The 21,473-nt window shown below is 73.0% G+C and carries 22 protein-coding genes; 16 read left to right on the top strand and 6 right to left on the bottom strand.

Features of this window, described 5'->3' with window-relative positions:
* Entirely contained in the window at positions 1-900 is a 900-nt protein-coding gene (locus tag O7618_RS05225) for a carbohydrate ABC transporter permease (protein ID WP_278104810.1), read from the bottom strand.
* Positions 897-1,808 (bottom strand): sugar ABC transporter permease, encoded by a 912-nt coding sequence (locus O7618_RS05220; RefSeq protein ID WP_278104809.1) that lies wholly within the window; start codon positions 1,806-1,808, stop codon positions 897-899. Before O7618_RS05220 ends, O7618_RS05225 begins: the two co-directional genes overlap by 4 nt.
* Positions 1,809-1,981: 173 nt before the next feature.
* Between O7618_RS05220 and O7618_RS05215 the strand changes: the two genes are divergently transcribed.
* A complete protein-coding gene (locus O7618_RS05215; RefSeq protein ID WP_278104808.1) occupies positions 1,982-2,971 on the top strand; it encodes a LacI family DNA-binding transcriptional regulator in 990 nt (329 codons plus the stop codon).
* Positions 2,972-3,013: 42 nt separating this feature from the next.
* Here the strand turns inward: O7618_RS05215 and O7618_RS05210 are convergent, their stop codons facing one another.
* Complete coding sequence (locus tag O7618_RS05210; RefSeq protein WP_278104807.1) at positions 3,014-3,649, bottom strand: ChbG/HpnK family deacetylase; 636 nt, start codon at positions 3,647-3,649, stop codon at positions 3,014-3,016.
* Between the two features lie 437 nt (positions 3,650-4,086).
* Here O7618_RS05210 and O7618_RS05205 point away from each other — a divergent pair, with 437 nt between their 5' ends.
* Positions 4,087-4,500 (top strand): hypothetical protein, encoded by a 414-nt coding sequence (locus tag O7618_RS05205; RefSeq protein ID WP_278104806.1) that lies wholly within the window; start codon positions 4,087-4,089, stop codon positions 4,498-4,500.
* A gap of 25 nt (positions 4,501-4,525) precedes the next feature.
* Here the strand turns inward: O7618_RS05205 and O7618_RS05200 are convergent, their stop codons facing one another.
* A complete protein-coding gene (locus O7618_RS05200; RefSeq protein WP_278104804.1) occupies positions 4,526-5,902 on the bottom strand; it encodes a CoA transferase in 1,377 nt (458 codons plus the stop codon).
* 142 nt (positions 5,903-6,044) lie between these two features.
* Between O7618_RS05200 and O7618_RS05195 the strand changes: the two genes are divergently transcribed.
* From O7618_RS05195 to O7618_RS05130, 14 genes are all read left to right on the top strand, one after another.
* The gene (locus tag O7618_RS05195) at positions 6,045-6,524 is read left to right on the top strand and encodes a hypothetical protein (RefSeq protein WP_278104803.1); all 480 of its coding nucleotides are present in this window, start codon (positions 6,045-6,047) and stop codon (positions 6,522-6,524) included.
* Positions 6,525-6,603: 79 nt separating this feature from the next.
* On the top strand, positions 6,604-7,752 hold the full coding sequence (locus O7618_RS05190; protein ID WP_278104802.1) for an ATP-binding protein: 1,149 nt from the start codon (positions 6,604-6,606) through the stop codon (positions 7,750-7,752).
* Positions 7,740-8,378: a response regulator transcription factor gene (locus O7618_RS05185; RefSeq protein WP_278104801.1), complete on the top strand. Its 639-nt coding sequence runs from the start codon at positions 7,740-7,742 to the stop codon at positions 8,376-8,378. Before O7618_RS05190 ends, O7618_RS05185 begins: the two co-directional genes overlap by 13 nt.
* Positions 8,379-8,712: 334 nt before the next feature.
* Complete coding sequence (locus tag O7618_RS05180; RefSeq protein WP_278109925.1) at positions 8,713-10,035, top strand: aminotransferase class III-fold pyridoxal phosphate-dependent enzyme; 1,323 nt, start codon at positions 8,713-8,715, stop codon at positions 10,033-10,035.
* Positions 10,029-11,072: an NAD-dependent epimerase/dehydratase family protein gene (locus O7618_RS05175; RefSeq protein WP_278104800.1), complete on the top strand. Its 1,044-nt coding sequence runs from the start codon at positions 10,029-10,031 to the stop codon at positions 11,070-11,072. The genes O7618_RS05180 and O7618_RS05175 overlap by 7 nt, the downstream gene beginning before the upstream one ends.
* An 11-nt stretch (positions 11,073-11,083) precedes the next feature.
* Entirely contained in the window at positions 11,084-12,046 is a 963-nt protein-coding gene (locus O7618_RS05170) for a UbiA prenyltransferase family protein (RefSeq protein WP_278104799.1), read from the top strand.
* A 60-nt stretch (positions 12,047-12,106) separates the two neighbouring features.
* Entirely contained in the window at positions 12,107-13,138 is a 1,032-nt protein-coding gene (locus O7618_RS05165; RefSeq protein ID WP_278104798.1) for a glycosyltransferase, read from the top strand.
* Positions 13,135-14,385 carry an endonuclease/exonuclease/phosphatase family protein gene (locus tag O7618_RS05160; protein ID WP_278104797.1) on the top strand — a complete coding sequence of 417 codons (1,251 nt, stop codon included), beginning with the start codon at positions 13,135-13,137 and terminating at the stop codon, positions 14,383-14,385. The genes O7618_RS05165 and O7618_RS05160 overlap by 4 nt, the downstream gene beginning before the upstream one ends.
* Entirely contained in the window at positions 14,382-15,398 is a 1,017-nt protein-coding gene (locus O7618_RS05155) for a glycosyltransferase family 2 protein (protein ID WP_278104796.1), read from the top strand. The genes O7618_RS05160 and O7618_RS05155 overlap by 4 nt, the downstream gene beginning before the upstream one ends.
* Position 15,399: 1 nt before the next feature.
* On the top strand, positions 15,400-16,422 hold the full coding sequence (locus O7618_RS05150; RefSeq protein WP_278104795.1) for a glycosyltransferase family 2 protein: 1,023 nt from the start codon (positions 15,400-15,402) through the stop codon (positions 16,420-16,422).
* Complete coding sequence (locus tag O7618_RS05145; RefSeq protein ID WP_278104794.1) at positions 16,419-17,525, top strand: endonuclease/exonuclease/phosphatase family protein; 1,107 nt, start codon at positions 16,419-16,421, stop codon at positions 17,523-17,525. Before O7618_RS05150 ends, O7618_RS05145 begins: the two co-directional genes overlap by 4 nt.
* Positions 17,522-18,508, top strand: coding sequence for a hypothetical protein (locus tag O7618_RS05140; protein ID WP_278104792.1), 987 nt, complete (start codon positions 17,522-17,524; stop codon positions 18,506-18,508). Before O7618_RS05145 ends, O7618_RS05140 begins: the two co-directional genes overlap by 4 nt.
* On the top strand, positions 18,505-19,554 hold the full coding sequence (locus tag O7618_RS05135) for a class I SAM-dependent methyltransferase (RefSeq protein WP_278104791.1): 1,050 nt from the start codon (positions 18,505-18,507) through the stop codon (positions 19,552-19,554). The genes O7618_RS05140 and O7618_RS05135 overlap by 4 nt, the downstream gene beginning before the upstream one ends.
* Before the next feature lie 266 nt (positions 19,555-19,820).
* Complete coding sequence (locus tag O7618_RS05130; protein WP_278104790.1) at positions 19,821-20,399, top strand: methyltransferase domain-containing protein; 579 nt, start codon at positions 19,821-19,823, stop codon at positions 20,397-20,399.
* 18 nt (positions 20,400-20,417) lie between these two features.
* Here the strand turns inward: O7618_RS05130 and O7618_RS05125 are convergent, their stop codons facing one another.
* Together O7618_RS05125 and O7618_RS05120 are read right to left on the bottom strand one after the other, a co-directional pair.
* On the bottom strand, positions 20,418-20,672 hold the full coding sequence (locus O7618_RS05125; protein ID WP_278104789.1) for a hypothetical protein: 255 nt from the start codon (positions 20,670-20,672) through the stop codon (positions 20,418-20,420).
* Positions 20,673-20,817: 145 nt separating this feature from the next.
* Positions 20,818-21,432, bottom strand: a complete 615-nt coding sequence (locus tag O7618_RS05120) for a hypothetical protein (protein WP_278104788.1) — start codon at positions 21,430-21,432, stop codon at positions 20,818-20,820.
* Positions 21,433-21,473: the final 41 nt, after the last annotated feature.

The raw sequence follows: 21,473 nt of genomic DNA, 5'->3' as shown, positions 1-21,473 counted from the left end.
TCAGCCCTTGACGGCACCGCCGGCGAGGCCGGCGACGTAGTACCGCTGGAGGATGAGAAAGATGAGGACGCAGGGCACGGCGGCGAACACCGCTCCGGTCTCCAGGACGCCCCAGTTGAGCAGACCTCCGGCGCCGGTCTGCAGGTTGGCGAGGACGACCGGCAGGGTGTACTGCTCCTGCCGGGTGGTGAAGATGAGCGCCGCGAGGAACTCGTTCCACGCGGTGAAGAAGGCGTAGAGCGCGACAGTCGCCACGCCCGGTGTCACCACCGGGAGCAGGACGCGGCACAGGGCGGTGAGCGTGCCGGCCCCGTCCATGATCGCCGCCTCCTCGATCGCCGCCGGTACGGCGGCGAAGGCGGCCCGCATCGTGAAGATGCCGAACGGCAACGCGAAGACGGTGTAGACGAGGATCAGGCCGAGGATCGAGTTCGTCAGGCCCAGGGTGTCCAGGATGAGGTAGAGCGAGGGCACGATCGACTGGAACGGGATCATCAGGGTGGAGAGGACGACCAGGAACAACACGCCGCGGAAGCGGAACCGGAACCGGGCGAAGCCATAGCCGGCAAGCACGGACAGGACGGTCGCCGTCACCACCGTGCCGGCAGCGGCCAGCGCGCTGTTCGCCACGTTGCGGAACAGGCCCGCGTCGATCAACCGGCGGTAGTTCTCCAGACTCCAGGTGTCCGGCAGATAGGTCGGCGGGCTCTGCGCGAACTCGGCGCCGCTCTTGAACGAGGCCAGCACGAGCCAGGCGACCGGAGCCACGAAGAGCAACGCCAGCAGGCCGCACACGGTGTAGAAGGCGGCCGCCGGCAACCAGGGAAGGGGACGCCGCCGCCGGCGCGGCGCGGTCGAGGCGGTGCGGGGCGCGACAGGCGTTCGGGCGAGCAGGGTCACTGATCCTCCCCGGATCGCAGAATCACCAGTTGAACCGTGGTGAGAATGAGCAGGATGACCATCAGCCCGATCGACATCGCGGCCGAGTAGCCGAGGTTGAAGTCGATGAAGCCGGCCCGGTAGATCAGGTAGACGACCGGGATCGTGCTGTTGTCCGGCCCGCCCTGGGTGAGGATGAAGAACTGGTCGAAGGCCAGGTAGCTGCCGATGACCGTGAGCACCAGGACCATCGCGATGGTCGGTCGCAGCAGCGGGATGGTGATCGAGAAGAACGTCCGCCGACGGCTCGCGCCGTCGACCTGCGCGGCCTCGTAGAAGTCCTTGGAGATGGCCTGCATCCCGGACATCAGCAGCAACATGGTCAGCCCGACCGTCTTCCAGACCACCAACGCCACGACGACGGCGAGCGCGGTGGAGAAGCGGCTGAAGACCGAGACCGGACCGTCGACCAGCCCGAGGCGGCGCAGCAGGTCGGGCACGACGCCGATCCGGTCGTCCATCAGCCACAACGTCAGGTAGCTCGCGGTGGCGAACCCGATCACCACCGGCATCACGAACGCCGTGCGCAGCAGCCCGACCCCACGGCGCTTGTGGCGCACCGCCGAGGCCAACGCGAAGCCGACCACGAACAGCACCACGGTGGTGATCACGGTGTAGAGCGTGGTGAAGCCCAGGCTGTGCCACCAGGACGTGTCATCGACGAGGCGTCGGTAGTTCGCCCAGCCCACGAACGTCCGGTCACCGAGCAGCGACCAGTCGTAGAACGACATCACCCCGGTGACGACGACCGGCAGTACGAACATTCCGAGCACCAGAAGCACGGCGGGGGCCACGTACCACAGGCCGGCCCGTTGCCGTCGAGCCCGGGGACCGGTCCGGGCGCGGGCCGTGCTCGCGCGCGCTGTCATCAGGCACTCCTCTTACGTAATCGATTTCGTGGGCGTCACGTTACAACGCGAATGCGGCTATGTGTCAAGACCCTCAACAGCGCTTTTCTGCTACGCTACCGCGACACATGGATGCGTAATCGTTTAGGAGCATGGTGATCGAGACAGGCTCCACCCGAGTGACGATGCGCGACGTGGCATCCGTCGCCGGGGTGTCCACCGCCACCGTTTCCAAGGTCATCAATGACCGTCCGGACGTCGGTGCGGAGGTCCGGCAGCGGGTCCTGGGCACCATCGCCCGGCTGGGATACCGGCCCAACGCGGTCGCCCGCGGCCTGCGCGCCCGACACACCGACACCATCGCGATCCTCACCGACGATCTCGAGGGCATCTTCACCAACGCGCTGATGCGCGGTGTCGAGGAGGCCGCCTCCGAGTACGACGTCTCGGTGCTGCTGGCCAACAGCTACGGCGACGCCGAGAAGGAACGCCGGCACCTACGCCGACTCGTCGACCGTCAGGTCGACGGGCTGATCATCATGTCCGGTAACCGGGTACGCCCCCGATCCGGACCCGCCCTGCCCCTGACCGGCACGCCCTACGTCTTCCTCTACGAGTACGGCGTTTCCGAGCCCGTACCCAGCGTGCTGCCCCACGACCGCGACGGCGCGGCCATGGCCGCGCAGCACCTGATCGACATCGGCCGTCGCCGGATCGCCTTCATCAACGGACCGGCGTCTTGGGAAGCCACCGGGGAGCGTCTCGACGGCTTCCGCACCACCCTGCACGACGCCGGCGTGCCGCTGCACCCCGCGCTCGTCCAGCACGCGTCGTCGTGGGCCCCGGAGGACGGCTTCCAGATCGCCGACGCCCTGCTCGCCGACATCGATCCACCCGATGCGATCTTCTGCGCCAGCGACGACCTCGCCACCGGAGCGCTGGCCGCCGTGCAGGAGCGCGGGCTGACCATCCCCGGGGACGTCGCGGTCATCGGCTTCGACGACCGCTCGCTCGCCGTCCACCAACGGCCGCCCCTGTCCACCGTCGCGCTGCCGTTGCTGGAGATGGGTCGCGTCGCCGGGCGCCTGCTACTCGCCGCGGTCCAGGGCGCACCCCAACGACACGAGCTCATCCGCGTCCCCTGCGCCCTGCGGGTCCGCGCCTCGACGGTAGGTCGCGCCTGACGCCCACGGGTAGGTGCGCTCCGGCGTACCACACAGGCGCCGCTACGCCAGCAGGGTGCTGAAGCGAACCACCTCGATGCCGGGACGCGCCAGTTCCCGCGCCAGCGGCGCCGCGACCAGTTCCCGACGCTCGTCGTCACGCTGGCGGGCCACCTCCCCGGGCCGGCCGTCGCGCAGATGGACCCGTCGCAGCTCCGGTTCGTCGTGACCGGGGTGGGTGACCAGAACGTGGACACCGGACGGCGCACCGCTGATCCGCGTCGCGAACGGCTCGCCGGCGTCCGGCAGGTACGGGTACCTCTCTGCCGGGATGAGATCGGACGCCCAACACAACGCCTCCAGGGCGTCGCGCAAAGTCGGTAACCATCCCACCCCCATGTGTTCGTCCAGGTAGGACGGCTCTAGTCCGGCCTGACGGGCGACGGCGACCTGCGCCCGCGCCTCCGCCACCGCCTCGTCCACCGAGATGCCCCGGGCGAAGAGGTCATGGGGGTCGGGCAGCAGGTAGCCCTCGTCGTCGACGAGGGACGGCACCTCGTGCGGAGGCAGGACGGGCCTCCAGCGCGGCGTCACCCACTCACTGGTCAGGGTGAGATGCACGCCGACATCCACCACGGACATGCGGCCGAACCGCGTCACCGCGTCATCGAAGGCGGGAGCGGGCACCATCACCGACACGGCGTGCGCGGACCGATCAAAGGCGCGCAATGCAGCCTGCCGTCAGGGTGCAGGAGCCGGCGCGGCAGCCAGCCACGGACGGAACCCACACAAAGCTCGTCGATCTAGAGCCGCTCGGCCACCGGGGTACCGTACGGGCGCCACCTGCTCCCGTACGCCTCCGCCGAGGAGGACCGTTACGATGAGCAGCCTTCTGCTCACTGCGGCAGGCACAGGTCACTTCCGCACCACGTCAACTCGTTCAGCTTTCAGGTTGACGTGCGACTCGCTCGCCGTCGGCGCGATTCCTGACCGCATGGCGCAGCGCCATCCGCGCTGGAGAAATGAAATCCAAAGTCATCGTTGCGTCCCGGTAGCGCAGGTAACACGGATGACATATTTTATTACTGAACGATTCAACTGAACTAAATATCTCCAGCGATCAGAGAGGACCAACCGTGGACGCACCCCTCTCGTCCGACCGGGCTCGCGGCATCGGCCGTCTGCCGGCGGCCGGCGGCCGGCGGCCGGCGGCCGGGGAGATCGTGCTGTTCGATCGGTCCTGGTACAACCGGGCCGGCGTGGAGCGGGTGATGGGCTTCTGTTCGCGCAAGGAGTACCTGGAGTTCCTGCGCCAGGCCCCGGACCTGGAACGGATGCTGGTCCGTTCCGGCATCCGCCTGGTCAAGTTCTGGTTCTCGGTGTCCCGCAACGAACAACGCACCCGGTTCATTATCCGCAAGGTCGAGCCGGTGCGTCAGTGGAAGCTGTCGCCGATGGATCTCGCCTCACTCGACCGCTGGGACGACTACACCGAGGCCATCGACCTGGACCCGGAGGACCAGTCGGTGCCGATCTTCCCCCGTCCCTGATCCGCGCTGGCGGCACGTCGGGCGGTCAACACCAGTCGGGCGGCGCCTGCCCGTAGGCGGGCGGCAGATGCGGCCAGCCCAGCGCGCGGCCGTCCAGACGACCCGGTGGGCTGATCGCGCTCCACCCGTTGCCCAGCGCGACCCGCCAGGCGTCGGCCCGGGCCGGCGAGTCGTCGCCCGGGCCCCGCCCGACCGGGGCGGTGCCCTGGTCGAGCAGCCACCGCGCGGTCCGGGCCAGGGACACCGAGACGTGGGTGGCGTCGCCGGTGCGCACGCGCCGCCCCAGCGCGGCCAGCGCACCGGCGGCGACGAGATAGCCGGTGGCGTGGTCGAGCAGTTGGCAGGGCAGCGCGCCGGGCCGAACGCCGTCCGTGCTGGTGGCCCAGCCGATGCCGGTGGCGATCTGCACCAGGCTGTCGAACCCGCGCCGGGCGCCCCAGACGCCGGCCGTGCCCCAGGCCGACAGCGTGACGACGACGGTACCGGGATGCCGGTCGGCGACCTGGTCCGGGTCCAGCCCGAGCCGACGCAGCGCCCCGGGCCGTTGGCCGGTCACGAGCACGTCGGCCCGGTCGAGCAGGCGGTGCAGCGCGCGACGGCCGTCCGCCGTGCGGGCGTCCAGGGTCGTGCTGGCCTTGCCGATCACCCCGTCGACGGCGTGCAGCGCCAGCTCCGGACGGCGTGGATCGTCGACCCGCAGCACGTCGGCGCCGAGCGCACCCAACATCCTGGTGCCGACCGGACCGGCGATGACCCGGGTCAGGTCGAGCACCCGCACCCCGGACGCCGGCAGCCCGCCCGGTGCGACAGGCGGCACCGGCAGCGGCGCACAACTCAGCGGCGCCATGTCGACCAGCGGCAACGCCAGCGGGGCCGGGCCGTCCGCCTCCCAGCGGGACCGGGTACGAGCGGCCACGGCCAACCCGCCCGCGGCGTACACCGCACGCTCGATCTCCCCCGCCGGGCGGGCGGCGATCACGTCCGCCACCGTCGTCTGCACCTCGGCGTCCCGGCCATCGTCGACACCGAGGGACGCCAGCAGCGCCGTCCGATGCCACGGGTAGTTGGCGTGGGTGCGCACCCAACCGTCCGCCGCCCGCCACAATCGGGACAGGGGCGCGAAGCCGTCGATCCCCCGCCCGTCCGCGTCGCGGAGCCAGACCTCGCTCCGCACCGCCGCCGCCACGTGGCCCGTGTCGAGGGCGACCTCGGGCCGCCGACCGGTGCGGGCGGACGCCAGATCGGCGGCGGCCGTGAGACAGGCGGCCACGGACGCGATCGCGCACTCGGCGACGGCAAGGGGTGACGCCAGCGCCGCCGGCTGCGGATCTCCGGCGAGCTGGGGTCCGGTGAGTCCCGCCAGCCCCAGGTCGGCCAGGACGCCGTCCACCAGAGTCGTCATGCGGACATCCTCCCGGCGCTCGCCGAACCGTGCCAGACCATCTCCCCCGTGGTCCGCCCCGGGTCCTTGACCCTCGACCCGGTGCAGGGCCCACCCTGCACGGGTGGGGCCCGGAGAACATGGCAGGTGAGGAGAGTGCCCGATGACCGACCTGGAGCGGCTCCGGCCGGTCCTACGCACGAGCTGGGGTGCGGACACCTGCGATCCGCACGACGTGCGGGACTGGCACCCGGGTAACCCGGCCCGTGGCCAGTGCGGGGCCAGCGCCCTGGTCATCCAGGACCTTCTCGGCGGCGAACTCGTGCTCGGCGAGGTCTTCGTCGGGAGCGTCAAGGTCGGTCACCACTACTGGAACCGGCTGCCCGACGGCGACGTCGTCGACCTCACCGCCGACCAGTTCCACCCGTGGAAGACCGTCGTCGGCGCCCGGGTGCAGCACCGTCCGCCGGGACCGCCCGGACGATGCCGGCAGCAGTACGAGTTGTTGCGGGGACGGGTGCTGTCCGGTCTTGACCGGGCGCGGCGGGAAGACGCCGGATCGGCTCGCGGCGACGGACGTCAAGTGGCGGAAGCGGTCGCTCCCCGCACCGGCCGGTCGATCCGGGCCGCCGAACGGACTTGACCATCCGCCGCAGTGATGACCATCGCTGAGATCGACTGCCAGAATGACCGGCGTGTCGTTGCGCGGTCACTCTGCGACCATGACCGGTGTCACGGGGGAGGGCCGGGCGAACCGGTTCATGCTGGTCCTACTGGCGCTACATCGGATCACCTGTCTGGCCCCGGCGGTCGTCACCTGCGCCTACGGCGCGTACCGCAGCGCCTCGGCCAACCTCGGCCTGCTGGTCGCGGCGACGGTCTGGAACGTGGTGCTGTTCGGGGTGGCCCGGCGGCGGGGCTGGTTCCCGACGGCACTGGTGCACCTCGACGTCCTGCTGGCCGGCACGGTGCTGGTGGTGGTCACCGCGAACCTGACGACCGACGTCGGGGCCCCGAACTGGGGCAACCTGCTGGTGCAGGCGAGCGGTTCGCTGGTGGGGGCGGCGCTGGTCCGGCCCTGGGCCGTCGCGGGCGACCTGCTGGTGCTGGTGCTCATCCAGTCGCTGGTGATCGTCGCCGTCGGCCCGGGCACGGGCCCCTCGGTACCGGCGCTCGTCCACGCGGTCAACGGCGTGGCCTGCTTCGCGCTGGTCGCCGGCTTCGCCGTGCGCTACCTGCGGCGTACCGGACGCAACCTGGACCGGACCAACGCGCAACGGTTGGCGGCCGAGGCGGACGCCGCCGCCGACCACGCCCGCTTCGTCACCCGGCTCGCCCACCACCGGACGCTGCACGACACGGTGCTGACCACGCTGACGCTGATTGCCCGCGGCGTGGCCGACCCGGGCCGACCCGAGGTACGCCGGCGCTGCGCCCGCGACGCGGAGGTGGTCCGCGGGCTGCTCGGCGACGGCTCCGACGTAAAGTTCGGCACGCTCGGCGAAGCGCTGCGGGACGTGGTGAGCGAGGCGTCCCTGCTCGGCCTGCGGGTCCGGTACCAGGGGGCGACCGTGCCCGCGGACATCCCGCCCCAGGTCGTGGCCGCGTTGCGCGCGGCGGCGCAGGAGGCGCTGAACAACGTGGTCAAGCACGCCGGCGTGGAGCACGCCTGGCTGACCGTGACCGTGGACCGCCGACTGCTGCGGGTGACGGTGGTCGACCGTGGGCGCGGCTTTTGTCCCGAGGAGGCTCCCCCGGGTTTCGGCTTCCGGCACTCGATCGTCGACCGGGTGGCCGAGGTGGGCGGTCGGGCCCGGGTCTCCAGCGAGCCGGGGGCCGGGACGTGCGTGGAGCTGACATGGGCGGGCTGATCCGGGTGGCGGCCGTCGACGACGACCGGATGCTGCTGGAGGGTCTGGGCGCCTGGCTGGCGGGCGTCGGCGACCTGCGGCTGGTTCGCACGGCGGCCACGGTGGAGGGCCTGCTGCGGACATTGACCGAGCCGATCGACGTGGTCCTGCTGGATCTGGTGCTGCGCGACGGCAGCGACGCGGCGGAGAACGTGCGGCGGCTGGTGACGTCCGGCCGCCGGGTGCTGGTGCTCAGCGTCTGGGCCCGCCCCGACCAGGTGGTGGCGACGTTCGCCGCCGGGTGCAGCGGGTACGTGACGAAGGACCACGACCTGGGGGCCCTGGCCACCGCGGTCCGGGACGTGGCGGCGGGGCGGCCCGCGTTCTCGTCGGAACTGGCGTTCGCCTGCCTGGGCGACGCCCGGCCGACCCGTCCCCGGCTGTCGCCCCGCGAGCGCGGGGTGCTGCTCGCGTACGCCTCCGGCATGACCCTCACGGCCACCGCCCGGCACCTGGGCATCAAGCCGGAGACCGCCCGCACCTACCTGGACCGGGTCAAGGCCAAGTACCACGATCTCGGTCGGCCCAGCCGCACGAAGCTCGACCTTGCCGACCGGGTCCGGGAGGACCGCCTCCAGGCCGGTTGAGACGGCACCGGCACCCCACGAACGTCCCCCCGCCGTCCTCGTGGACGTCCGCTGTCCCCCGCCCGGGGGACAGCGGACGGGTCGGTCTGTCCCCCGAACATCCGGCATGACGAGATCGACACACGTCGCTAGCTTGAGATCGCACAGCGTCGCCACGCCATCACCCGGGGACTCGGGGGGACCGGTCCCGTCGACGCTGACACTCCCCACCGGTCGTCCGAGGAAAGGCCACCGCATGCCCCACCTGATCGGTATCGACGAGGCGGAACAGCTCGGCACGAAGCAGGTGCACCAGCTGTACCGCGACCATGTCAGTCGCAGCCAGGTCTCCCTGATGACGACGTTCGGCTTCGGCCGGGAACTGGTGGACCACGCCGAGGGGGTGTGGATCCATCTCCGGGACGGCCGCCGGGTGCTGGACTTCTCCGGCGGCGTCGGCGTGCTGAACCACGGGCACAACCATCCGCGCATCCTGGCTGCCCGGCGGCGCTTCGCCGAGGCCCGGCGGATGGAGGTGCACAAGGCGTTCTTCTCGCCGTACACGGCGGCGCTGAGCCACAACCTGGCCGCCCTGCTCCCCGGCGACCTCTCCGTGTCGTACTTCCCGAACTCGGGCGCGGAGGCGAACGAGGGCGCGGTGAAGATGGCCTACAAGTACCACGGCGGACGGCGCAACACGGTGCTGCGCGCCGACATCAGCTTCCACGGCAAGACCCTCGGCGCGGGCAGTCTCACCGGCTCGTCGGAGAACGCGTTCCGCTTCCCCGGCCTGCCCGGCATCGTCGTCTACCCGTACGGCGACCTGGCCGCCGTCCGCGCGGCCGTCGACGCGGCACGCGCCCCGGACGGCGGCTGCGACGTGTACGCCATCCTGGTCGAACCGTTCAGCGCCTCCACGATGCGCCGGTGGGACGACGACGACCTGCTGGCCCTGCAACGGCTCTGCCGTGAGCGGGACATCATCATGATCTTCGACGAGGTCTACACCGGGTGGGGCAAGACCGGCAGCCTGTTCAACTTCATGCGCTGCGAGGGGCTGCTGCCGGACATCCTCACCTACTCCAAGTCGCTCGGCGGCGGCAAGGCCTCGATCGCCGGCTACACGGCCCGCGAGCCGGTGTTCCGCCGGGCGTACGACCGGCTGACCGACGTCATCCTGCACAGCACCACCTACTACGGCTTCGGCGAGGAGACCGCCACCGCCCTGGAGGCCGTCGCGGTGGTGGTCGACGACGACTACCCCGCCCGGGCCCGGATGCTGGGGGCCGTGCTGCAACCCGGCCTCGACCGGATCGCCAAGGCGTACCCCGAGGTGGTCGGCCGGGTCGACGGCGCCGGCGCGCTGTGGGGCGTCTTCCTCGGCGGTGGTCCCGGCCTGCTCGACCTGGCCGGCCGGCTGATGCCCGGCTTCACCCACGACCCGCAGTTCCGCACCAAGCTCATCACCCTGTCGGTGATCGCGCACCTGTTCCGCGAGCACGGGATCATGACCTACTACAGCCCCAACGCCGACAATCCGCTGATGGTCGCGCCGAGCCTGGTGGCCGGCCCGGAAGACGTGGAGCACTTCCTCACCGCCCTGGACGCGACGCTGTCCCGAGGGCTGCCCCGGCTGCTGACCGCCTTCGTCCGGGAGCGGGTGACGTCGCGATGGTGACCAGCGGCCACGTCGTGGTGACCGGAGCCAGCGGGATGCTCGGCTCGCACCTGGTCCGCCGGCTGCTCGCCGAGGGGCACCGGGTGCACGGGGTGGACCTGCTGCCCGCCGCGCACACCCATCCGGAGCTGGCCCACAGCCAGGGCGACGTCCGCGATGCCGCGTTGCTGGCGCGGGTGTTCGCCGACGCGTCCGTCGTGGTGCACTGCGCCGCCGCGCTGCCCAGCTACCCGGCCGAGATGATCCGGTCGATCATCGTGGACGGCACGCACGCGGTGCTCGGCGCCGCCCGCCGGGTGCAGGTCCCCCGGGTCGTGCACATCTCCTCCACCGCCGTCTACGGCCTGCCCCGGCTGGTGCCCACACCCGAGGACCACCCGCGGGAGCCGGTCGACCCGTACACGCGGGCGAAGGTCGAGGCGGAACTCCTTGTGGAACGGTTCCGCGCGGACGGGCTCTGCGTGCCGGTGCTGCGACCCAAGACGTTCCTCGGACCGGGCCGGATGGGCCTGTTCGCGATGCTCTTCGAATGGGCCGAGGAGGGCCGGAACTTCCCGGTGCTCGGTCGCGGCGACGTGCGGGTGCAGATGTTCGCCGTCGAGGATCTCGTCGACGCCGTGCTGACCGTGCTGGCCGCCCCGGAAGACGTCGCCGGGGACACGTACAACCTGGGCGCGGCCGAGTTCGGCACGCTGCGCGAGGACTTCCAGGCGGTGCTCGACGCCGCCGGGCACGGCCGGCGGGTGGTCGGGATGCCGGCCGCGCCGACGCTCGCGGCACTGCGGGCGTTGGAGCGCAGCGGCCTCTCCCCGGTGTACGGGCGGCTGCTGTACAAGCTGCGCGCGGACTCCTACGTGAGCATCGACAAGGCCCGCGACCGGCTCGGCTTCACGCCCCGCCTCGCCAACCGGGACGCGATCCTCACCACCTACCGGTGGTGGCGGGCGAACCGGGGTGCGACGGCGACCGGGGCCGGCCGGACCAGCCGGGAACCCTGGCGACAGGGCGCCCTCTCCCTCGCGAAGATCTTCTTCTAGGGCGCCGGCCGATGCCTCTCCTCGACTCCGCTCCCGCCGCCGTGCCGGCCGTGGAGCCGCCCGCCACCCGCCGCCACCGACTGGTCGTCGACCTGATCCGCCTGGTCCGACCCGGCCACTGGGTGAAGAGCCTGCTGGTCGTCCCGCTCCCCCTGCTGGACCCGCTGTCCTGGCACCTGGCCGGGCTGACCCGACTGGGCTGGTCCGTCGTCGCGTTCGTGCTCGCCGCCTCGGCCGTGTACGTGGGCAACGACGTGGTCGACCGGCACCGGGACGGACTTCACCCGATGAAGCGCCACCGGCCGGTGGCGTCCGGCCGGGTGCCGGTGCCGCTGGCGTACGCCTGCGCCGTCGTGCTCCTGCTCGGCCTCGCGCTGCTGCTGGCCGCCGGCCCGGTCGGACCGGCCTGGCCGGTGCTGACCTATCTGGTGCTCAACGTCTGGTACAGCCGGGGCCTGAAGCACGTTCCGCTGGTCGAGGCCGGGGTGGTCGCGACCGGGTTCGTGCTGCGCGCCGTGCAGGGCTACCTGGCCGTCGGTGCGGACGTGTCGGCCTGGCTGCTGGTCACCGTGTTCGCCGGCTGCCTGCTGCTGATCGTCGGCAAACGCCGCCAGGAACTGCTGGACGCGGGGGTGGCCCACCGGCCCGCCCTGCGCGGCTGGTCGGTGGAGCTGGCCGGGCACCTGCTCCAGCTCAACGGGCTCCTGGCGGTCACCGCCGGCCTGGTCTGGCTGGGCACCGAAGCGCCGTTCGGCCGGTACGGGGACGCCGCGATGCTGCTGTCCACCCCGTTCGTCCTCTACCTGATGTCGCGGTACCTGCAACTGGCGCTGGTCCGGCGGGCCGGCGGCGACCCGGTCCGGCTGCTGTCGCGGGACCGGGCGGTGCTCGCCGCCGCATTGCTCTGGGCGGCCTGCCTGGGCGCGCTCTACGCCGCCATCCGGTTCCCGGCGCTCGTCGCCGCCCTGTCCTGAAGCCGCGTCCCACCCTCGCCCGCGCCCCGCCCTTCGCCCGTGCCCTCGTAAAGGAGAGCCATGACCGCGCACACCCCGACGGTCTCCGTCGTCGTCCCCAACTACAACCACGCCGGCTCGCTGCCGCTGACGCTGCCGGCGCTGCTGGCGCAGACCCATCCCGCCACCGAGATCATCTTCGTGGACGACCGGAGCACCGACGACTCGGTGGCGGTGGCCGAGTCGCTCGGCGTGCCGGTGGTCCACACGCCGCACAACGGCGGCCCCGCCCTGGCCCGCAACATCGGCGCCGCCCGGGCCCGCGGCGACGTCCTGCTCTTCGTCGACTCCGACGTGGAACTGCCGCCGGACACGGTGGCCCGGGCGGTGCGGCTGCTCGCCGCCGACCCGCGGGCCGGCGCGATCTGCGGCATCCTCGACGAGGTCCCGCTGGTCCGGGACAGCCTCGTTCAGGAGTGCCGGTGCCTCCAGGCGCACTGGTGGCGGATCAGCTCGCTGGGCGACGTCAGCTTCCTGTTCACCGCCATCTGCGCCATGCCGGCCCGGGTGTTCGCCGAGATCGGCCCGTTCCACGAAGGGCTGCGCCAGACCGAGGAGGTCGAGTACGGCGAGCGGCTCACCGGCCGGTACCCGATCCGGCTCACCGACGCGCTGCACGGCCGGCACCGCGACGACGACCGGCTCGGACCGATGCTGCGCAAGGTGTTCCACCGCAGCCGGCTGCGGATGCCGCTGTACGCGTACCGGCGTCGTGCCGCGCAGGGCTTCGAGACCGCGTCCCGGATGTGGGCCGCCGCCAGCGCGCTGCTCGGCACGCTCGCGCTGCCGTTACCGCTGCTGGCCGGCGCGCTCGGGGCACTGCCGTCCCTGGCCGCCCTCCTGCTCTTCCTGGCGTGCGACGCCGGCATGTACCGGTTCGTCGCCCGCCGCCGCGGACCGGCGTTGCTCGTCGCGTTCGTCGGGGTGCAGTGGCTGATCAACCTGGCGATCGCCGCCGGCGCCGGCGCCGGCGCGGCGCAGTGGCTCTGCTCCCGCTCCTTCCGGCGCCTCTACGAGGGCGGCCCACGCCCCACCGCGCAGGTGTCCGCATGAGCGAGCGCACCGAGCGCAGCGAGGGCCGCGAACGCATGCCCGACCGGCACCGCATGAGCGAGCGCACCGAGCGCAGCGAGGGCCGCGAACGCATGCCCAACCAGCACCGCATGAGCGAGCGCACCGAGCGCAGCGAGGGCCGCGAACGCATGCCCGACCGGCGGCGGTGGTGTGCGGCCACCCGGCTGCTCTGGGCGGCGGCGCTCGGCTGGGCGGTGTTCACCGGCCTGCACCGCGCGTTGAGCGGGCGCTGGTGGTTCTGGCTGCTGCCGGACCTGCTGCCGCCGGTCGCGTACCTGCTGGTGCCGGTGGCGCTGGCGGCGGCCGTGCCGGCGGCCCGGGCGCTGCGCCGGCCGCTGCCCACCCGGGCGGCGGCGGTGGTGCTGGCGGCGGCGGTCACCGCGCTGACGATCGGGCTGCCCGACACCGGCCTCAACCGGTACGCGTGGGCGTCCCGCCCCGCCCCGCCGTCGGGCGCGCTGACGGTGCTGGCCTGGAACACCGGCTACTGGGACCAGCACGACGACCCGGAGGCGTTTCTGCGGTTCCTGGTCGACCGGCGGGCCGACGTCTACCTGTTGCAGGAGCACCTCTACTGGGACGACGCGGCCGGGCTGGCCGGCGCCCGGCCCGCCCCCGACCCGGAGCGGCTGCGTCGGGCGTTCCCCGGCTACACCGTCGTCGCCCGTGGCGAGCTGCTCACCCTGTCCCGGTTCCCGGTGGTGGCCCGGCCGGCGGTCGGTCCCGGCGCGGGCCTCGCGGCCGACCCGGGCGCCGACTTCGGGCGGGTCTTCGCCGCCGCCAAGGTGCTCCGCGCCGACCTGCTGGTGGGCGGCCGGGTGCTGTCCACGTACAACGTGCACCTGCCGGTGCAGGTGAACCTCGCGCCGAGGCGGTTCCTGGGCTACGTGCGGGAACGTGACCGGGCCCGGCGGGCGCAACTCGCCGGGCTGCGGGCCGACCTAGCCGCCAACCCCGGGCCGGTGCTGGTCGCCGGCGACTTCAACACCACGGCAGCGATGGGCGACCTGCGCCCGTTGCGGGACCGGCTGCGCGACGCCGCGGACGCCAACGCCGACGTGTACCCGGCGAGCTGGCCCGCCGGTCGGCTGCCGGCGGCCTGGCGGCTGGACTGGACGCTGACCTCCCGGACGGTACGCGTGCACCGGTACACGCTGGACGATCCGCGCGGGTTGTCCGATCACCGCGCCCAGACCGCCGTGGTGACGCTCGGGGAGGGGTCGTGAGCCGTACACCGACCGTCTCGGTCGTGATCCCGGTCTGGAACGCCGCGAAGACGCTGCGCCACTGCCTGGACGCGGTGGCGGCGCAGACCCATCCGCCGGTGGAGGTGCTCGTCGTCGACGACGGCAGCACCGACGGGTCGGCGGCGGTGGCCGCGGCGGCCGGCGTGCGGGTGCTGGTCCAGCCGGTCAACGGCGGGGTCTCCGCAGCCCGCAACGCCGGGGTGGCGGCCAGTCGTGGTGAGGTGGTCTTCTTCGTCGACTCCGACGTCGCGCTGGCCCCGGACGCGATCGCCAACGCGCTGGCGGTGCTGGCCGCCGACCCGGACTGCGGCTGCGTCTACGGCGTCTACGCCCCGGAGCCGCTGATCGACGACGGGCCGGTCGAGCGGTACCGGGTGCTGCACCTGCACTCCGCGCTGACCCGGGCGGTCGGCCCGGTCGACACCGCCGTCTTCGCGCTCGCCGCGGTGCCCCGTGCCGTGCTGCGCGACCTCGGTCCGTTCGACGAGAACCTGCGCAGCGCCGAGGACGACGAGTACAGCGAGCGGTTGCTGACCCGGTACCGGATCCGGCTCACCGACACCGTCGTCGGTCGGCACGATGAGGCGGACCGGCTGCTGCCGCTGCTGGCCGAGCAGTACCGGCGGGCCCAACTGCTCCGCTGGTCGCTGCGCAACCGCTACCGTCGGCGCGGTCTGGCGCTGAACCGCAGCCTCGGTGTGCTGGCGGCCGGGCTGGCCGGGCTCACCCTGCCGGCGGCGCTGCTCGGTCCGTACGGGGCCGGCGTGCCGGTGCTCTGCCTGGCGGTCTTCGCCGCCGCCGACCCGCCGCTGGTGGGGGCGCTACGCCGGGGCGGCGGGGCGTTCCTGGTCCGCGCCCTCGGCATCCACCTGCTGGTGAACGTCGCACTGATCACCGGTGCCGCGGTCGGCCTGGTCCGGTCCCTGGTGGACCCGACGTTCGGCCCGTCGTCGCGGGCCGCCCTGCGTCCCCTCGACTCGAAAGGTTGGTGAGGTGGTGGCCGTCTCCGCGCCCCTCGTCTCGGTCATCGTGCCCAACTACAACTACGCCCGCACGCTGCGGCTCTGCCTGGCGGCGCTGCGCCGGCAGACGCACCGGCCGGTGGAGGTGATCGTGGTCGACGACGGCAGTACCGACGACTCGGTGGCGGTCGCCGAGTCCTTCCCCGAGGTGCGGGTGCTGCGTACGCCGGTCAACAGCGGGCCCTCGGTGGCACGCAACCTCGGCGCGGAGGCCGCCACCGGGAAGGTGCTGATGTTCGTCGACTCGGACGTGGCGCTGGCCCCGGACGCGGTGGCCGTCGCGGTGGCGATCCTACGCGACGAGCCCGGCGTCGGCGCCGTCTGCGGCAACTACGACACCGTCCCGTTGATCGACGGCACCTTCACCAAGGACTACCGCAATCTGTACCGGCACTGGTACTTCCGCGTCGCCGAGGGCAGCATCACCGGTTTCCTGTCGACCGCGATCCTGGCCGTGCCGACCAGGGTCTGGGCGCAGGTGGGCCCGTTCAACCCCCGGCTGACCCAGAGCGAGGGGGCGGACGTCAGCGAACGGCTCACCGACCGGTACGAGGTGCGGATGACCAGCCGGGTCATCGGCCGGCACGACGACGACGCGACGCTGCGGATCGCACTGGGCAAGGTGTTCACCCGGACCCGCGTGCACATCCCGTTCTTCCTGCACCGACGGCGGGTGGTGGGGGTGGTGACCTCCGCCGAGTCCGGCACCGGGCTGGCGTCCTGGCTGGCCGCCGCCACCACGCCGCTGCCGCTGCTGGCCGGTCCGGGGTGGGCCGTGGTGCCGCTGCTGCTGCTGGCGCTCTGGCTGCTCAGCGACGCGCGGATGTACCGCTACGTGCGCGCCGTCCGGGGCCTGGGCTACACGCTGCGCTTCGCCGGCCTGCACCTGCTGGTCAGCCTCACCATCGGGGTGGGCGTGGCGGTGGGACTCGTGCAGTGGCTGCTCTCCCGCCGCTTCCGCCGCCTCTACGAGCAGCCGGCGGTGATCGCGTGACCGCCGTGCGGACGCCACCGCGCACCGAACCGGTGACCGGCCGGACGGGCCGGGTCGGCCGGCGACCCGCCGCCCGCGCCGGCGCGGTGCTCACCGGCCTGGGCGCGGCGTGGCTGCTCCTGGTGGTGGCGCACCGGCTGCTCAGCGGCCGGTGGTGGCTGTGGCTGGCGCCGGAACTGATCCCGCCGCTGGCGTTCGTCGCCGTACCGGTGCTGCTGCTCGGGGCGGTGCCGCTGGCCGGCCGGTTCCGGGCCCGGCTGGCGCTGCTCACGGTGGCCGGGCTGCTGCTCGGCGCGGACCTGGCCGGGCTGAACCCGGCCGTGTGGCGCACCCCGCCGCGCGCGCCGGCGGACGCGCTGCGCCTAGTCTCCTGGAACACGACGGTGTGGAACGCCACCGACGACCCCGACGCGTTCTACGCCTCGCTGACCGCCCGGCACGCCGACGTCTACCTCCTCCAGGAGTACAAGCCCGACGACGACCCGGCCCGCCGCGACGCCGACCTGGCCCGGCTGCGTCACGAGTTCACCGGCTACCAGGTGGTGCTGCGCGGGGAACTGGTCACCGTGACCCGGTTCCCGGTCGTCGCGACGACCGCGTTGCCGGCCGACCCGCCGCCCGGCGCGGACTGGCGCACCGACTACTGGGAGGTCAAATCGCTCCGCACCGACCTGCGGGTGGGCGGTCGCACGGTGTCGGTCTACAACACCCACATCCTGGTGCCGCTGGACCTGAGCAGCCCGCTGCGCGAGCTGTTCTACGACCGCCGGCACGAGTTCTTCCAGCGGCGGGAGACGCAGTACCGGGCGCTCGCCGCCGACCTCGACCGCAACCCGAACCCGGTGCTGGTCGCCGGCGACCTCAACACCAGCCCGGCCATGGGCGACCTGGGCCGGCTCCGCGACCGGCTCACCGACGCGGCCCGGGCCAGCGGGTCGGCGTACCCGACGTCGTGGACGATCGCCGGCCGGCGCTGGTGGCGGCTGGACTGGACGTTCGTCTCCCCCGGATGGACCGTGCACCGCTACCGGCTGCACGACGCCCGGGGCATGTCCGACCACCGGGTGCAGGACGTCGTGCTCTCCCTCGGTGGGTCCCGGTGAGCCGGGCACGGGTGTGGGCCACGCTGCGCGTGCTCGGGTACGCCGCCGTACTGGCCTTTCTCGGCTGGCAGGTGTGGCGGGTACGGCACGGGATGGCGGACAGCCTGCGGACGGTCGGTTGGGACGCGGCGCTGACCGCCGGGGTCCTCGCCGCGGTCGGCGGCGTGCCCGGCTTCGTCGGTTGGCGGGTCCTGCTGGCCGGGCTGGGCACGAGACTGTCGCTGCGCGACGCCACCCGGGTCTACTTCCTCGCCGGGCTGACCCGCTACCTGCCGGGCGGGGTGTGGCCGACGGTGGCGCACGCCGCGATGGCCCGGCCGCTGCGCCAGCCACCGGCCCGGCTCGCCGCCGCGTTCCTCGCCAGCCAGGGACTCGCGGCGGTGTCCGGGGTGCTCGTCGGCGTCCTCGCGCTGCCCTGGCTGGTCGGGCAGAGCCGCTGGTGGTGGCTGCTGCTGCCGGCCTGCGTGGCCGCCGCCGCGCCGGTGCTCGCCCCAGGCATGCTCGGCCGGCTGCTGGCCGCCGTCGCGCGGCTGCTGCGCCGGGGCGACACCGGGCCGCTGTTGCCCGGACGCCCGACGCTGCTGGGCGCCACCGGGCTGATGGTGCTCGGCTGGCTGATGAGCGGCCTGCACATCACCGTGCTGGCGGTCGCCCTCGGCGCCGCGCCGGGCCCGGCGCTGCCGCTGGGCGTCGGCGGTTTCGCCCTCTCCGTGGTCGCCGGGCTCTGCGCCGTGGTCCTGCCGACCGGGCTCGGCGTACGCGAGGTCGCGCTCGCGCTCACCGTCGCCACCCTGGTCGGCGGCCCGGACCTGGTGACCCTCGTCGCGTTGAGCCGGGTGCTGCTGACCGTCGGCGACATCGGCTCGACGGTCGTCGTGCTCGCCCTGCTGGCCGTCACCGGCCGTCGCCCGGGCGGTCCGCCGTACGCCGCCACCCCGTCCCGTCCCGCCCCTGCCGACCGTCTCGAAGGAGTCTCCTCATGACCACCACCGACCTGCCGTCCGCCGCGTCCCCCGGCACCGGAGGCGGGCTGCGCGGCGGTCTCCGCCGGTTGCGCAGCGCCGTGCGTACCGCCTCCGGGGTGGAGGTGCTCTCCGCCCTGCCGTTCCTCGCCGGCCCGCTGGCGCGGCTGGAGCGCCGTCCCCTGCTGCACGGGCTGGTGCTTTCCGCGTTCGGGCTGCGCCGGCCGATCTTCGTGGACTTCCCGGTGAGCCCGGAGCCGCGCTTCGGCTACGGCCGACCCGACCACCCGGGCATCACCGAGCTGCTCGATCGGCGGCGGGACGCGTACGCCGACACGCTCCGGCGGTTCCTCGGTCACGCCGACCGGCTCGCCGCCGTCCCGCTGCACGGCGACCTCGACTCGGGCGAGCCGTACTGGCGCAACGGCTGGCTGCCGCCGCTGGACGCGCTGGCGCTCTACGGTTTCCTGGTCGAGCACGAACCGGCGCGGTACGTCGAGATCGGCTCCGGCAACTCGACGAAGTTCGCCCGCCGGGCGGTCCGCGACCACGGTCTGCGTACCCGGATCACCTCGATCGACCCGGCGCCCCGGGCCAGCGTCGACGTGCTCTGCGACGACGTGGTCCGGGCGCCGCTGGAGCGGGCCGACCTGAGCCTCTTCGACGAGTTGGACGCCGGTGACGTGGTCTTCTTCGACGGGTCGCACCGCAGTTTCATGGGCTCGGACGTGACGGTCTTCTTCTTCGAGGTGCTGCCCCGGCTGCGGCCCGGCGTGCTGGTGCAGGTGCACGACATCATGCTGCCCCGCGACTACCCGCCGCAGTGGCGCCACCGGCACTACAACGAGCAGTACCTGCTGGCCGCGTTCCTGCTGGCTGCGCCGGAGCGCTGGGAGATCGAGCTGCCCAACGCGTTCGTGGCCGGCGACCCGGAACTGCGCGAGGTCGCGGCCCCGCTGTGGCGGCGTCTCGGGCTGACCGAACACTTCCTGCCCGCGTCGTTCTGGCTGCGTCCGCGGGCGGACCTCGGCAGCGGTCCCGTAGCCACGACGCCTCCCACCGGATAGCCGGGTTCGCCCCGTGTCGCGCTGACACCGCGCCCGGCCGGCGGGAGGATGGGAGGCATGGGTTCCCCCGATCACCGCTACCTGCCCGACAACGCCCGGGTCGAGGCGGGTGAGCGGTTCACCTGGCTGGCCTAGCTGTTCGACGGGGTCACGCGTGGGCACTTCGACCGGCTCGGGGTGGGGCCGGGCCGGCGCTGCTGGGAGGTCGGCGCCGGCGGCCCCGGCATTCCGGCGGCGCGGCCACAGCCGTCGGGACGACCGGTCACGTGCTGGCCACGGACCTCGATCCGGCCTGGTTGGACCCGCACGGCCGGTACGAGGTACGCCGGCACGACATCGTCGCGGACCCGCCGCCGCAGCCCGGCACGTTCGACCTGGTGCACACGCGGCTCGTGCTCGTCCACCTGCCCGACCGGGCCCGGGCGTTGGCGACGATGACGGCGGCGCTGCGGCCCGGCGGTTGGCTGGTGGTGGAGGACGCCGACACCGAGTTGCAGTCCCTGGCCTGCCTCGGCCCGGCGCAGCGGCGCGTCAATCGGCTGCGCCGGGCCGTCCGGGAGCTGCTGACCCGCCGCGGCGCCGATCTGCGCTTCGGCCGTACGCTGCCCCGGGCGTTGCGGGCGGCGGGTCTGGTCGAGGTGACGGCCACCGGTTGCTTCCCGATCGGTGGGGTGGCCTGCGACCGGCTGGAGGCCGCGACGGTGCGCATGGTCCGTGGTGAGCTGCTCGCCGCGGGGCTGGCCGACGACGTCGAGATCGACGCCCACCTGGCCGCCGTCGAGGCCGGCGAACTCGACCTCACCCTCGCGCCGCTGATCTCGGCGTGGGGACGCCACCCGGGCTGACCGGTCGCCCCGTGCCGGTCATCGGTGCTCCGAGAGGTCGTGGAGATTAGCGCTCGTCAGCGCGTCGGCCACCTCGGTGACCGCCGGATGGTCGGGGACGAACATCTCCAGGGCGGCGGTGAGAGAACTCCCCGGCGTCAGGTGCCGGTAGTGCTCGAAACTCCGCACCAGGGCAAACATTTCCACTCGGGCAGCGGTGTCGCGCCGTAGCTGGTGCACGATCACCGGCGGCAAGAGATCGTAGAGCTGTCTGCGAGAGGCCGGCTCGGTCATCCGCGGCACGCTGAGCGACCGGTCACCAGTACCCGGTACCGGTCGGCGGTGACGGGGGCCGACAGCGCCGTCGGGGAACGCCGGTCGCCGGACGGTCGCGGCGCCGGAACCCCGGTCACCGCGAGGGCTTGCGTCAGGTGGCGTTTCAGGCCACGTAGGACCGGTGCCTGTGCGAATCCGGCTTGATGATCGAGAAGTGGTCGCCGGGCAGCACGCCCACGTCGGGGAGGACGCTCCTCGCCGAGCCGGGTGTCACGACTCCGTCGCGTTCGCCGGCGTACGCGACGATCGGGATCGGGCAGGTGGCAGCCGTGACCGCGGTGGCGTGGACGATCTGGTTGACGGCGATCCGGTGCGCGTCGGGGATGGCCCGGTCGAGCGGTCGCAGTTCGCGTTCCTGGGGGGTGTCGCCACAGGCCGCTCCGGCGAAGCAGCAGGGCCAGGTCGGACCCGGAGTTGGGGCAGGCGAACGGGACGATCCTGCGGATGCGGGCCAGCTCCGGCCCGCATCCGTCGGCGAGGGTACGGGCCAGCATCCGAGCGCGAAGTGCGCGTTGGCATGGCCCCCGGGCATGCCCTCCTCGGGGATGCCGTCACTCAGTACAAGGTCCGCCCCGCCGCGCAGGTCGGCGATAGGCTGCTCGTCAGCTGGGTAGCTGTCCTGGCCGTCAAGGGCGTAGGCCAAAGTCAGGTAGGGGCGGCGGCGCCGGGTGGCGGTGAGCCAAGGACCGAGGACGGTGAGTGTCTCGTCGGGAAGCACGTTGGTCTCAACATCAACGCCGTGGGCGGTGAGTACCGCGG

Source organism: Micromonospora sp. WMMD980, from assembly GCF_029626035.1.
Lineage (GTDB): Bacteria > Actinomycetota > Actinomycetes > Mycobacteriales > Micromonosporaceae > Micromonospora.
This window is presented reverse-complemented; position numbering and strand designations above follow the sequence as displayed.